Here is a 12533-nt window from a genome sequence, read left to right on the forward strand (position 1 = left end):
GTTACTTAATATATGCAGGTGAACTAGGCAAGAATACTTCAGCAACCATAAGAGGTTTACCCTCAATGGTAAATATGGAGCGTCTGCCCCAAAGATCATGCTCTACTGATAAATTAAGTGTAGATGCTAACTCACAAACTCTTTGGCTTGGTTTTATTCGCGCAACCTCTAATACTTCTCTATGCAATTTAGGGTTGTTGAATAATACTTGCCCTAATGGTTGCTCTCCTAAATTAGCTAAAGCTTGTTGCTCGCCAGTGAGAGAGTTTAGGGGCAGTAAACTGCGGGCAAATACTTGTGGAATATCATCGCAAATTAGAATAACTTCTCGAATTAATACCGACTCACCTTCTTTGATATTGTTATTGGCTTCAGATGATGAACAAGGCTCAACTCTTTGACCAATAACCTTAACCTTAAATTCATTACATTGATTTTTTAGCCGAGCAGTAAGAGATTTTGGATCTAATAGCCAATCATTTAATGGTTGGCTATTAGGTGCTTGTTTGGCACTTACCCAATCTACATTTAAACCAATAGGAAATTGTTTCTGTAATTCGATCATTTTGTTTGTGCTTTAGCCAATACAGCAGCGTAACCCATGCCCGCCAATAGACCGATTAAATGAGCTGTATTTGCTACATTAATAGGCATAAAGTCGGTAAAACCTAATACTAACCAAAACAGCATAAAGCCTATGATCGGATTAGATAAATAAATACCACGGTTAGGCTGTAGGTGCCCATATATCCATGCAAAACCAAGTACGGCATAAACCACACCAGATAAGCCGCCAAAGTTAGGACCAGAGACAAAGAACTGGGCAATATTGGACAGTAGTGCGGAGCTTAAAAATATTGCAATGATGTGCTTTAAGCCGAGAGTTTTTTCAATTTGGCCACCAATTTGCCACCACCACATGGTATTAAAGGCAATATGCAGAATAGAGAAATGAAAAACCGCAGGCGTAAGAAAGCGCCAAGGCTGGGCAAATGTTTGGTTTAAATCGCCATCAATATTAAACTTTAATAAGTTAAAACTAGCATCGAAGAAGTATAAAAATGTTGCAGCAAATACTGCCCAACAAATAGCAAAAATAGCTAAAGTAAATGGACCTGCCTGGCTTAAAAAGTTTGTTTTTACTTGTTGGTAAAACTGACCATTAGTGTTTAATTTAACACTTCGGCTTTGATCCCAAGCAACTTGTTGGTACTTAGGATGATGGGGGTTGTTAATGAACTGCTCAAATTCCACTCGCGAGCGAGTTAACTCTTCTTCAAGGCATAATACTGCCCAACCATCGATAGTGCCGTTGTCATCTCGTGCAGTCTCAATGTCAGATTTAATACCAATGCTTTGTAAGTAATGACTAAAGTTTAATGCAATTACTTTTTGCTGAACATTAACTAATGGTACTAAATCAGATGGCGAAAGACTCATTCTAGCTTGATTCCACATTATCTGGGTGTAATAAGCCCCATTGCTCAAAACCACCATCGAGTGAGTATACATCACTAAAATCTTGGCTTATTAAAAATTGTGCGGCTTGTTGAGATGAAATGCCGTGATAACAACAAACAACGGTTGGTTCATCAAAGTCTAAATCACGAAGCACATCAGTGATGTTATCGTTAGTAAGATGTATTGCTCCTGGGATATGACTAGTAGCATAAGAGTTTGCATCCCGAATATCTAAGATAACGTATTTTTTATCAGGCAGGCCAAGGTGAACTTGTTCTACATTGATATGCTTAAAAGTGGTTTCGGTGTACGACATGGAATAATCTCATAAAGGAATTGCTAATGATTCTAGCAAAAGCGCTAGATACAAAAAAGCCTACTGAGCAATCTAATTGCAAGTAGGCTTTTAAAAGCTTGCTTACTTTAATCCCAGCTAAGAATAACCTTACCTGAATCTCCAGATAACATGGCATCAAAGCCTTGTTGGAAATCATCAATAGGGAAATGATGAGTAATAATTGGTGATAAATCTAAGCCCGATTGAATAAGACTGGCCATCTTGTACCAAGTTTCAAACATTTCACGGCCGTAGATACCTTTAATGGTTAAACCTTTAAAGATAACTTGGCTCCAATCAATCGCCATATCTTTTCCTGGAATACCTAACATGGCAATTTTACCACCGTTGTTCATGTTAGCTAACATGTCAGTGAATGCCATAGGTACGCCAGACATTTCCATGCCCACATCAAAGCCTTCAGTCATACCTAACTCGTTCATTACATCTTTTAGGTTTTCTTTAGATACATTGACAGCGCGAGTTGCTCCCATTTTACGAGCTAGTTCTAAACGGTATTCATTAATATCGGTAATAACTACGTGGCGAGCACCAACGTGTTTAGCAACCGCAGCTGCCATAATACCGATAGGGCCAGCACCGGTAATTAATACATCTTCACCAACTAAATCAAAAGATAAAGCGGTGTGTACAGCGTTACCAAACGGGTCAAAAACAGCGGCTAAATCATCAGAAATTTCATCGGGTAATTTAAATGCGTTATACGCAGGTATTACTAAATATTCTGCAAATGAACCAGTACGGTCAACACCAACACCTATTGTGTTACGGCATAAATGCGTACGGCCGCCACGACAGTTACGACAATGACCACAGGTAATATGACCTTCGCCAGAAACTCTATCGCCTTGTACAAAACCTTTTACTTCACTACCCATGCCAACAACAACACCGGCGTACTCATGGCCTACAACCATAGGTACAGGAATAGTTTTTTGCGACCATTCGTCCCAGTTATAAATATGAATGTCGGTACCACAAATAGCTGTTTTCTTTATTTTAATTAATAAATCGTTCGGTCCAACTTCTGGCTTAGGCGAGTCGGTCATCCAAATGCCCGGCTCAGCCTTTAATTTTGCTAATGATTTCATTGTCATATCCTAATTACACTATGCCCATGTCTTTACCGATACGGGTAAAGGCAGCAATGGCGATATCTAATTGTTCTTTGCTGTGAGCAGCTGATATTTGCGTACGAATACGTGCTTGGCCTTTCGGTACAACAGGGAATGAGAAGCCAATTACATAAATGCCTTCAGCTAATAAGCGGTTTGCCATATCAGCCGCTACTTTAGCATCGCCTAACATCACCGGGATGATTGCATGATCAGCACCGCCACAAGTAAAGCCAGCAGCTTCCATGTTAGTTCTAAAATAATTGGCATTGTCTTTAAGTTTAGCGCGTAAGTCACCGCCTTCTGCCAATAAGTCAATTACTCTTATTGATGCTGAAACAATTGCTGGCGCTAATGAATTTGAAAATAAGTAAGGGCGAGAGCGTTGGCGTAACCATTCAACGATTTCTTTTTTACCCGAAGTATAACCACCAGAAGCACCGCCCATAGCTTTACCTAACGTACCGGTAATAATGTCAACACGTCCCATTACTTCACAATATTCATGTGAACCACGGCCATCTTCGCCAACAAAACCTACCGCGTGTGAATCATCAACCATTACTAGTGCGCCGTATTTATCTGCTAAATCACACACACCTTTTAGGTTCGCGATAACGCCATCCATAGAAAACACGCCATCGGTTGCGATTAGTTTAAAACGAGCGCCCGCTTCGGTTGCTGCGATTAGTTGCTCTTCAAGTGCAGCCATATCGTTATTAGCGTAACGGAAACGCTTGGCTTTACATAAACGTACGCCGTCGATAATTGATGCGTGGTTAAGTGCATCTGAGATGATTGCGTCTTCTGCACCTAAAATTGTTTCGAATAAACCTGCGTTGGCATCAAAACATGAAGAATAAAGAATGGTGTCTTCCATGCCTAAGAAGTTAGATAGTTTGTCTTCTAGAGTTTTATGAATGTCTTGTGTACCACAAATAAAACGCACCGATGCCATACCAAAACCGTGGTCATCTAAACCGTCTTTAGCCGCTTGAATAAGAGCCGGGTGATTGGCTAAGCCTAAGTAATTATTTGCACAGAAGTTTATTACTTCTTCGCCAGTGTTTACTGCGATATCAGCTTGTTGCGCTGTGGTAATGATGCGTTCAGCTTTATATAAGCCTTCAGCTTTTACTTCGTCGATTTGTTGTTGTAAGTGGTCGATAAAATTAGATGACATAACAGCCTCAGTAAATTGTAAGATCCCGCTTTTTGTTGCAGCGGATATGTATACAAAATAGTAGACTTAAATTTAAAGAATAAAAAGTTTACAAATGTACGAAATGATTTGTAATGGTTTCTTTTTGACATATATGTGTGTCAATATGATAGTGTTGCTGTTTTTATAATAAGAGTTGTTTGATGATTTCTGAAAAAGATGAAGAATTATTATCTATATTGCGAAGTAATGCTCGAGCGAGCGTTTCTGATATAGCTAGGGCGTTAAATGTTTCAAGGACGGCAATACAGAACCGTATTAATAAACTCGAAAATAACCAAGTTATAAAGTCGTACACGGTTACTTTAGGAGGTGATTATAGCAAAGATTTAATTACCTCAAATGTATCGTTAAAAGTTAAGCCTAATTTAAGAAAAAAAGTATCAATAGCGTTAAGAAAGATCCACCAAATCACCAATATTTATTCGATCAGTGGTGAATATGATTTATTAATTGTGCTACAAGTGCAGTCATTAAAATCACTTACCGCAATATTAGAAGATATTTGTAATATGGAAGGGGTAGAACGCACTAACTCTTCTATTATTCTAGACTCAATATTTGAAAGAGACTGATAACAAATATAAGAGGTTTATACTTGCTATCAGCTTAGTATACGAGTTAATTTTTGCTTAAATGTTGCCAATGAAACCTTAAGTGTTGCTCAATAAAACTGGCAATAAAAAAGTAGCTATGATCATAACCTTCTTGTCTATTTAGCTGTATGTTCACCTTGGCTTGCTTGGCCGCTTGCTTGGCCGCTTGCTCTATTGCTTCTGGCTTAAGTTGCTCAGCCAAGAAATTATCAGCTAACCCTTGCTCAATAAGAATGGGTAAACTAGGTTTGTCTTGCTTTAATAAATAACATGCATCGTACTGCTGCCAACTCGTTTTATCATCACCTAAATAGTTACTAAATGCCTTTTCTCCCCAAGGACAATTCATTGGATTAGTGATAGGTGAAAAGGCCGAAACTGATGCATACTGGTTTGGATTTTTAAAGGCAATCGTTAGTGCGCCATGCCCTCCCATTGAATGGCCAGAGATAGCTTTTTTATTAGAAACATTAAAGTTATCTTCTAATAGCGCTGGTAATTCATCAACTACATAGTCATACATATGATAATGTTTATTCCAAGGCTCTTGTGTGGCATTTAGATAAAAACCCGCGCCAAGGCCAAAGTCATAGTTTGCATCTACGTCGTCAGGTACATCTTTACCCCTCGGGCTAGTATCAGGCATAACTAAGGCCATGCCTAATTCAGCTGCAATACGCTGTGCTCCAGCTTTATGGCTAAAGTTTTCATCATTACAGGTTAAGCCAGAAAGCCAATACAAAACCGGTACTTTTTGCGTTTTAGCTTGTGGTGGCAAATAAACGGCAAAGGTCATTTCGCACTGAGTACTCGTTGCTTGATGGCTAAAACGTTTATGCCAACCACCAAATATTTTATTTTCACTGATTAAAGTTAATTGCGTGTTCATTAACAATAAACCTTATTTGTCAAAGTGAATAACAGAGCGAATACTTTTGCCTTCGTGCATTAAATCAAAGGCTTCATTAATTTTATCTAAGCCCATAGTGTGGGTAATAAAATCATCTAACTTAAACTCACCTGCTAAATAACGGTCAACGTATTCAGGTAATTGACTACGGCCTTTAACGCCACCAAATGCACTGCCGCGCCACACGCGTCCGGTAACTAACTGGAAAGGCCTTGTACTGATTTCTTGCCCTGCACCGGCAACGCCAATAATTACTGATTCGCCCCAGCCTTTATGACAACATTCTAGCGCTGAGCGCATAATATCGACATTACCAATACACTCAAATGAGTAATCAACACCGCCATCGGTTAACTCAACAATTACTTCTTGAATAGGCTTGTCATAATCTTTTGGATTAATACATTCTGTGGCGCCAAGTTTTTTAGCTAGCTCAAATTTAGATTCATTAATATCAATAGCAATAATTCGACCAGCTTTTGCCATATCACAGCCAATTACCGCAGATAAGCCAATACCGCCAAGGCCAAATATTGCCACTGTATCTCCCGCTTCAACTTTGGCGGTATTAGATACTGCGCCCATGCCGGTTGTTACGCCACAACCAAGTAAACAGACCTCTTCAAGAGGAGCTGTTTTATTAATTTTTGCTAGTGATATTTCAGGAAGTACAGTGTATTCAGAAAATGTGGAGGTGCCCATATAATGAAAAATAGTTTCACCATTTAATGAAAATCGACTTGTGCCATCTGGCATTAAGCCTTTACCTTGAGTTTCTCTAATTTTTTGACATAAATTAGTTTTGCCTGATAAACAAAATTTACACTCGCCACATTCTGGTGTGTACAGAGGAATAACATGGTCACCAACAGCGACAGATGTTACACCTTCGCCTATTTGCTCAACAATACCGCCGCCTTCATGACCAAGAATACACGGGAAGATACCTTCAGGATCTTCGCCTGATAAAGTAAATGCATCGGTATGACAAACGCCACTAGCAATGACTTTTATTAATACTTCGCCTGCCTTAGGAGGTGCTACATCAACGGTTTCAATTGTAAGAGGCTTACCTGGGCCCCAAGCGACTGCTGCACGAGATTTGATCATGAAAATATCCTATGTTGGAAGGGAAAATTTATATTGTAGTTTCATATAGTTCATTCGTAATGCTCTGAAAATAAATTGATGAAATTGGCATTACTATTAGTTTAAATAGGATAGTGCATTATTTGATTTAACCCAAATGAAATTAAGTGTCTGATTGTAATAGAGGATTAGCGCGGTATAATTCGGGTAAGTTATGTTTAAGCGAAATTATTTTGAATAAAGAAAAGTTATCTTTAAGACTTTACCAGTTACTTATTTTATTGCTCACACCTGTGTTAGTAATTGTATTTTTACTGCGTTCAATCAACCATAAAGAATATCGTCAACGTTTAAGTCAACGTTTTGGTTGGGTTCCTTCTTATTTAAAACCTGGCGGTATAATTGTGCATGCGGCGAGTGTTGGTGAAGTTATCGCGGCAAAGCCATTTATTGAACAATTGCTAATTAAATATCCTGATTTACCTATTACTGTAACCACATTTACGCCAACCGGCTCTGCGCAAGTGGTTAAGTCATTTTCTAATCGCGTACAGCATTGCTACTTGCCATTAGATATTTCATTTTGTGTGCATTTATTTTTTAAGTTACTAAAACCTAAAGCTGTAGTGTTAATGGAAACTGAGTTGTGGCCGACATTAATTCAGCGCTGTTATAAATCGAATGTTAAATTACTGCTTATTAATGCGAGGTTGTCGGCTAAATCATTAAAGAGTTATAAAAAACTTAGTTGGTTAATCTCGCCAACGTTAAATAAGTTTTCAGCAATTTTGTGTCAAAGTGAAGATAATGCTCAGCACTTTATTGAGATGGGCGCCAAGCCTGATTTAGTAACAACAAGTGGAAATTTAAAATACGATATCGCCATAACTAAAGCGATGGAAGATAAAGTCGCAGAGTTAAAGGAGTATATCGATACAACTCGAAAACTACTTGTAGTTGGTAGTACCCATCAAGGTGAAGAGCAGCAAATGCTTGCTGCCTATAAACAGTTAAAAATTGATTTTCCAGATTTATTAATGGCAATTGTGCCACGTCATCCCGAGCGTTTTTCTAGTGTTGTACAGCTTTGTCAAGCCCAAGGTTTTAATACCGTTGAGCGTAGTTCAAAACAAAAAATTGAAAAACAAACCGATGTTTGGGTTATCGACACTTTAGGTGAATTATTTGCCTGTTATGCTTTAAGTGACATTTGTATTGTTGCAGGTAGCTTTTCGGATATTGGTGGTCACAATCCATTAGAGCCGGCTTTATTTGCTAAACCCATTATAGTTGGCACTAATATGGCCAACTTTAAAGATATGAACGCTAAGTTATTAGCTGCAAATGGTATTGTACAGTTATCCTCGAATGATGATTTAGCAAGGCAAATTGACAAACTATTAAATGATGCCAGTAAAGCAAAATTACTAGGCGAAAATGCTTTATCAGTTGTTTTGGATAATCAGGGTGCAACGCAAAAAACTGTGGAGCGTTTAGCTTCATTAATAAATAGTTAATCTAACCAACCATAATTAAGGCCTGCTAAGTTGAAATTAAATAATTTTGTTAAACAGTCATCATTGAATATTGCAAAAGAAGGCAATGTCACGTGTCTATACTGTCCTGAATTATTACCCGACTTTTGCAAAGAGATGTTCACTAGTGCTTATTGGCAGGAGCGTGATGCTATTTTAGGTAGCGCAGTAGGGCGTGGTACTGCTTGGTTTGTTAAACATCCTGTAACCGATATGGTGCTGAGACATTATTACCGTGGTGGCTTAATCGGTAAGTTAATTAATGATAGCTATTTCTTTACCGGCATAATGAATACTCGAGCAGCAAAAGAGTTCGCTTTGCTTAATCAAATGCAAGCAATGCAGTTACCTGCGCCAACAGGAGTTGCAGTTAAAGTAACTCGCAATGGGCTTTGGTATCAGGGGGATATCCTAATAGAGCTGATTCCAGGGGCGACTGATTTAGTTGGCTTGTTAACTCGAACTGAGTTACCTGATGAGCTTTGGCTAGAGATAGGGCGCACTATTAAGTTATTTCACCAAAAAAATATTTATCACCATGATTTAAATGCCCACAATATCATGGTCGATAGTGACAATAAGGTATGGCTGATTGATTTTGACCAGGGCAAGTTAATGCCTAAAGCAGGACCTTGGCAACATAATAATATGCAACGTCTATTACGTTCATTTAATAAAGAAGTAAAAAAATTGCCAGTGTTTCATTGGCATGAAAGGCACTGGCAATTATTGATGCAAGGTTATAACTGTTAAGCTGTAACTTGTGTCTCTAGTGCTTTTTGTTCAAGCGCTCGGTAATGAGAACGAGCTTTCTCAAAATCTGGGCGGGCATTATCTGTAACGTATGGACTTAAAAGTGCGAATATTTTAAGTAGGCCGTCATATAGGTTTGAATCGTCAATTTTTGGTTCATCATGCTGAGTTTGTAAATAGCTTAACCAAAAAGTAGTAGTGATCCTCAATAAACAGGTTAGGTCGTCTAGTTCTTCGTCTTTTATATTCAGAATATTTTCTTCTTTTAACGAAACTAACATGGCTAATACTTTTTTGATAATTTCCCTTTGAATTTCACTATAGCGTTTTTTCAATGCTGGGTTCTTACTTAATAAAACGGGTAAGTTACTATAAAAGAAACGGAATTTAGAAATTAGCTGAAATACAATATCCATGTATCTTAAGATACTATCTAACGGATTAATGGTTTCAGATAAGGTTTGAAAACGAGAAATTAAATCATCTGCATATTCACTGTAAATAGCATAAATGATGTCTTCTTTATTACGGAAATGATAATACAAATTACCCGGACTTATGCCTAAATGAGATGCTATATGGTTAGTAGTGATGTTGCGTTCACCCTTTTCATTAAACAGCTCAATGCTGGCGTGTATTATTTTTTCTCTTGTTTTCATTACCAATGAAACCTACTTCCTTTTGATATTAATAAAATCATCATACTATCAAAATAGAGCAAAGTGGAAGTGTTTTGAGTATTTACTTTAATATTTTTTTTAACATTTCACTAACTAGATCAAAAAAGGTTTTACATCAATGCTTTGCAATGTTGTGCTAGGGAGCTAAAATAGGAGCATAATTAGAATTTGAAAAACATTTATATGAATAATAGAGCAATATATCCAGGTACGTTCGATCCTGTTACTAATGGCCATTTAGATTTAATTGAACGAGCTTCACAGTTATTTAAAAATGTCATTGTTGGTGTTGCGGCTAGTCCGAGCAAAAAGCCGCTATTTGATTTAGCTCATAGAGTTGAAATGATCACAGAAATCACCGCTCATCTTGATAATGTTACGGTCCAAGGCTTTAGTGGCTTATTAGTCGACTTTGCCAAACAAACCCAATCAAATGTACTTATACGTGGTTTACGTGCAGTATCAGATTTTGAATATGAATTTCAGCTAGCCAATATGAATCGTCGTCTATACCCTGAATTAGAAAGCGTTTTTTTAACTCCTGCGGAAGAAAATTCTTTTATCTCTTCAACCTTAGTAAAAGAAGTTTCATTACATGGCGGTGATGTAAGTGAATTTGTTCACCCTCACGTGAAGGGCTTATTAGATCAAATAATATTTAATAAAGCCAATAAGTAGCTAATCATTCCCATATTAGAATGTATTTAGAGCCTAGTCTTAAGCTAGGCTTTTTGGCATTTAGGACAAAATACTGAAGCTCGTCCTGACTGCTTTATTTCTTCTAATATAGTTTCACACTGCACGCATTTTTCACCACCACGTCCATATACCTGTAATGATTGCGCAAAGTAGCCAGGTCTGCCATCAGCTTGAGTGAAGTCTTTTAAGGTAGTGCCACCTTGCGCTATCGCCTTTGCTAATACATCTTTAATAATGACCGTTAACGCATCGTATCTCTTTTTACTGACTTTACCGGCAATAGCTGTAGGTAATATACCTGCTTGGAATAGCGCCTCGTTAGCATAAATATTACCGACACCAACGACGATATGGTTATTCATTAAAAAGGTTTTGATCGGCACTGTTTTTTTACGAGACTTAGTAAATAAATAACCATCATTAAAATCATCAAGCAGTGGCTCAGGCCCTAATTTTTCTAGTAATGGATGCTCGTTAATATCATCAGTTACCCATAATACTGCGCCAAATCGTCTAGGATCATTAAGCCTTAAGGCTACGCCAGTGCTAAGTACTAAATCAAAGTGATCATGTTTCGCAACTTCGCAATTTTTATCTATAACCCGAATGGTGCCCGACATACCTAAATGTAAAACAAGAGTGCCTTTGCCCGTTTTAAGTAATAGATATTTTGCTCGGCGACTGATTGCGACAATTTCCTCGCCGCATATCTCATCAATGGTTGGCGTGATCGGCCAGCGCATTTTGCTATTACGAACAACAACGTCGGTCACTGTTTGATTTAATACATGTGGGGTTATACCTAGACGGCATACTTCTACTTCTGGTAACTCAGGCATAAAAAACTCGATAATTTTTTAATTAGTATACTGCAAATCAAGGGGGTCAGATCAACTTGATATTATTATCTTAAACTAAGCTCGATCATCTTTAGGTGAATCCATCACCACGTGTGTCGTTATGGTATTTACTTGTGGTAGTACACCGAGTACATCGGAGTGAAATATTTTATAGGTCTTTAAATCTTTGGTTTCAACTCTAAGTAAATATTCAAAAGTTCCAGTAACATTATGACACTCTCTAACCTCATCCGCTAAAATTATGCCTTGCTCAAATGATTTTTGCGCACACTTAGTGTGCTCTCCTAAACCAACACTAACGTAAGCAACAAATCCATTTCCTAGTAATTCATTATCAAATACGGCTCTATAGCCTTTGATAACTCCTGTACGTTCAAATTCTTGTACTCTTCTTAAGCATGCAGAAGGAGATAAACCTATCTTATCGGCGAGCTCTAAGTTTGATATACGGGCATTTAATTTCAATTCTTGCAATATTTGTTGGTTAAATCGATCTAATTTCATTGTTTGTTGCTTATGTGGTGTTTTATACCTTTAAATTAGCACATTAATTTTGCTTTGTGTGGTGTATTGTTGTTTTATGTTTTTTTGATAAGGAAACCGTGATGAATTACGAAACAGTCCCTGCACTAGTTATGTTTGCTTTTGTATCTTCGGTAACACCCGGTCCAAATAATTTAATGTTAATGGCCTCGGGGGCAAATTTTGGCTTTAAACGAACAATCCCTCATGCTTTAGGTGTAGGGATTGGATTTACACTGATGGTGTTTTTAGTTGGAATAGGGATTATTAAATTATTTGATCAATTCCCAGCGAGCTATAGTATTTTAAAAGTAGTAAGTGTTGGTTATTTATTATATTTAGCCTATAAAATTGCTAAGGCTGGAGCGCCAGTAGAAGAGGGGGGTGAAGGTTCTAAACCTTTAAGCTTTATACAAGCGGCTCTTTTTCAATGGGTTAACCCAAAGGCATGGACTATGGCCCTTACTGCTATTAGCCTTTATGCTCCGTCACAAAGTTTGCAGGCGGTGATAATAGTCGCGGCAATATTTGGCTTAATAAATTTGCCTTCGGTAAGTAGTTGGGTGATGTTAGGTAGACAAATGCAGAGCATGCTGAACAACCAAATTCGTCTAAAAGTCTTTAATATAACTATGGCTCTATTATTAGTCTTATCACTCTATCCTTTATTAGAGTTGTGAATCTAGCCTAGAGAAATCTCAGGCAAAAAAAAACCTAGCTAAAAGCTAGGTTT

Annotated in this window: 15 protein-coding genes; 5 read left to right on the forward strand and 10 right to left on the reverse strand. The window is 37.7% G+C overall.

The window, feature by feature from the left end; translation table 11 throughout:
- Nucleotide 1: 1 nt before the first annotated feature.
- The 5 genes from FNN08_RS11440 to FNN08_RS11460 all read right to left on the reverse strand — a co-directional run bounded on the left by FNN08_RS11440 (nt 2) and on the right by FNN08_RS11460 (nt 4117).
- Nucleotides 2-565: a chorismate--pyruvate lyase family protein gene (locus tag FNN08_RS11440; protein WP_143585865.1), complete on the reverse strand. Its 564-nt coding sequence runs from the start codon at nt 563-565 to the stop codon at nt 2-4.
- On the reverse strand, nt 562-1440 hold the full coding sequence (glpG, locus tag FNN08_RS11445) for a rhomboid family intramembrane serine protease GlpG (RefSeq protein ID WP_143585868.1): 879 nt from the start codon (nt 1438-1440) through the stop codon (nt 562-564). Before glpG ends, FNN08_RS11440 begins: the two co-directional genes overlap by 4 nt.
- Before the next feature lies 1 nt (nt 1441).
- Nucleotides 1442-1777: a thiosulfate sulfurtransferase GlpE gene (gene glpE, locus FNN08_RS11450; protein ID WP_143585871.1), complete on the reverse strand. Its 336-nt coding sequence runs from the start codon at nt 1775-1777 to the stop codon at nt 1442-1444.
- 107 nt (nt 1778-1884) lie between these two features.
- Entirely contained in the window at nt 1885-2910 is a 1026-nt protein-coding gene (tdh, locus tag FNN08_RS11455) for an L-threonine 3-dehydrogenase (protein ID WP_143585873.1), read from the reverse strand.
- Between the two features lie 13 nt (nt 2911-2923).
- Nucleotides 2924-4117 (reverse strand): glycine C-acetyltransferase, encoded by a 1194-nt coding sequence (locus tag FNN08_RS11460; RefSeq protein WP_143585875.1) that lies wholly within the window; start codon nt 4115-4117, stop codon nt 2924-2926.
- A gap of 182 nt (nt 4118-4299) precedes the next feature.
- Here FNN08_RS11460 and FNN08_RS11465 point away from each other — a divergent pair, with 182 nt between their 5' ends.
- Nucleotides 4300-4731, forward strand: a complete 432-nt coding sequence (locus FNN08_RS11465; RefSeq protein WP_143585876.1) for an Lrp/AsnC family transcriptional regulator — start codon at nt 4300-4302, stop codon at nt 4729-4731.
- 46 nt (nt 4732-4777) lie between these two features.
- Here FNN08_RS11465 and fghA read toward each other — a convergent pair whose 3' ends face one another.
- Together fghA and FNN08_RS11475 are read right to left on the reverse strand one after the other, a co-directional pair.
- On the reverse strand, nt 4778-5641 hold the full coding sequence (gene fghA / locus FNN08_RS11470; protein ID WP_143585879.1) for an S-formylglutathione hydrolase: 864 nt from the start codon (nt 5639-5641) through the stop codon (nt 4778-4780).
- 12 nt (nt 5642-5653) lie between these two features.
- On the reverse strand, nt 5654-6772 hold the full coding sequence (locus FNN08_RS11475; protein ID WP_143585880.1) for an S-(hydroxymethyl)glutathione dehydrogenase/class III alcohol dehydrogenase: 1119 nt from the start codon (nt 6770-6772) through the stop codon (nt 5654-5656).
- Nucleotides 6773-6984: 212 nt separating this feature from the next.
- Between FNN08_RS11475 and waaA the strand changes: the two genes are divergently transcribed.
- Nucleotides 6985-8268 carry a lipid IV(A) 3-deoxy-D-manno-octulosonic acid transferase gene (gene waaA / locus FNN08_RS11480; RefSeq protein ID WP_143585882.1) on the forward strand — a complete coding sequence of 428 codons (1284 nt, stop codon included), beginning with the start codon at nt 6985-6987 and terminating at the stop codon, nt 8266-8268.
- A 30-nt stretch (nt 8269-8298) separates the two neighbouring features.
- Nucleotides 8299-9039 carry a 3-deoxy-D-manno-octulosonic acid kinase gene (locus tag FNN08_RS11485; RefSeq protein WP_260679332.1) on the forward strand — a complete coding sequence of 247 codons (741 nt, stop codon included), beginning with the start codon at nt 8299-8301 and terminating at the stop codon, nt 9037-9039.
- Here the strand turns inward: FNN08_RS11485 and FNN08_RS11490 are convergent.
- Entirely contained in the window at nt 9036-9698 is a 663-nt protein-coding gene (locus FNN08_RS11490; protein WP_143585884.1) for a TetR/AcrR family transcriptional regulator, read from the reverse strand. The two genes, FNN08_RS11485 and FNN08_RS11490, sit on opposite strands and share 4 nt — an antisense overlap.
- 204 nt (nt 9699-9902) lie before the next feature.
- On the opposite strand from FNN08_RS11490, the gene coaD reads away from it, so the two are divergent.
- A complete protein-coding gene (gene coaD, locus FNN08_RS11495) occupies nt 9903-10397 on the forward strand; it encodes a pantetheine-phosphate adenylyltransferase (RefSeq protein ID WP_143585886.1) in 495 nt (164 codons plus the stop codon).
- Nucleotides 10398-10441: 44 nt separating this feature from the next.
- Here the strand turns inward: coaD and mutM are convergent, their stop codons facing one another.
- On the reverse strand, nt 10442-11257 hold the full coding sequence (gene mutM / locus FNN08_RS11500; RefSeq protein ID WP_143585888.1) for a bifunctional DNA-formamidopyrimidine glycosylase/DNA-(apurinic or apyrimidinic site) lyase: 816 nt from the start codon (nt 11255-11257) through the stop codon (nt 10442-10444).
- Nucleotides 11258-11332: 75 nt separating this feature from the next.
- On the reverse strand, nt 11333-11782 hold the full coding sequence (locus FNN08_RS11505; RefSeq protein WP_143585889.1) for an Lrp/AsnC family transcriptional regulator: 450 nt from the start codon (nt 11780-11782) through the stop codon (nt 11333-11335).
- A gap of 101 nt (nt 11783-11883) precedes the next feature.
- Between FNN08_RS11505 and FNN08_RS11510 the strand changes: the two genes are divergently transcribed.
- On the forward strand, nt 11884-12480 hold the full coding sequence (locus tag FNN08_RS11510; protein WP_143585892.1) for a LysE family translocator: 597 nt from the start codon (nt 11884-11886) through the stop codon (nt 12478-12480).
- Nucleotides 12481-12533 lie beyond the last annotated feature (53 nt).

The sequence above is a fragment of the Thalassomonas sp. M1454 genome, assembly GCF_007097525.1.
GTDB lineage: Bacteria > Pseudomonadota > Gammaproteobacteria > Enterobacterales > Alteromonadaceae > Thalassotalea_A.

Bases quoted from the DNA above. Each gene is read 5' to 3' on its own strand.
- FNN08_RS11440 (WP_143585865.1), bottom strand. From the start codon at position 565: ATGATCGAATTACAGAAACAATTTCCTATTGGTTTAAATGTAGATTGG.
- glpG (WP_143585868.1), bottom strand. From the start codon at position 1,440: ATGAGTCTTTCGCCATCTGATTTAGTACCATTAGTTAATGTTCAGCAA.
- glpE (WP_143585871.1), bottom strand. From the start codon at position 1,777: ATGTCGTACACCGAAACCACTTTTAAGCATATCAATGTAGAACAAGTT.
- tdh (WP_143585873.1), bottom strand. From the start codon at position 2,910: ATGAAATCATTAGCAAAATTAAAGGCTGAGCCGGGCATTTGGATGACC.
- FNN08_RS11460 (WP_143585875.1), bottom strand. From the start codon at position 4,117: ATGTCATCTAATTTTATCGACCACTTACAACAACAAATCGACGAAGTA.
- FNN08_RS11465 (WP_143585876.1), top strand. From the start codon at position 4,300: ATGATTTCTGAAAAAGATGAAGAATTATTATCTATATTGCGAAGTAAT.
- fghA (WP_143585879.1), bottom strand. From the start codon at position 5,641: ATGAACACGCAATTAACTTTAATCAGTGAAAATAAAATATTTGGTGGT.
- FNN08_RS11475 (WP_143585880.1), bottom strand. From the start codon at position 6,772: ATGATCAAATCTCGTGCAGCAGTCGCTTGGGGCCCAGGTAAGCCTCTT.
- FNN08_RS11490 (WP_143585884.1), bottom strand. From the start codon at position 9,698: ATGAAAACAAGAGAAAAAATAATACACGCCAGCATTGAGCTGTTTAAT.
- coaD (WP_143585886.1), top strand. From the start codon at position 9,903: ATGAATAATAGAGCAATATATCCAGGTACGTTCGATCCTGTTACTAAT.
- mutM (WP_143585888.1), bottom strand. From the start codon at position 11,257: ATGCCTGAGTTACCAGAAGTAGAAGTATGCCGTCTAGGTATAACCCCA.
- FNN08_RS11505 (WP_143585889.1), bottom strand. From the start codon at position 11,782: ATGAAATTAGATCGATTTAACCAACAAATATTGCAAGAATTGAAATTA.
- FNN08_RS11510 (WP_143585892.1), top strand. From the start codon at position 11,884: ATGAATTACGAAACAGTCCCTGCACTAGTTATGTTTGCTTTTGTATCT.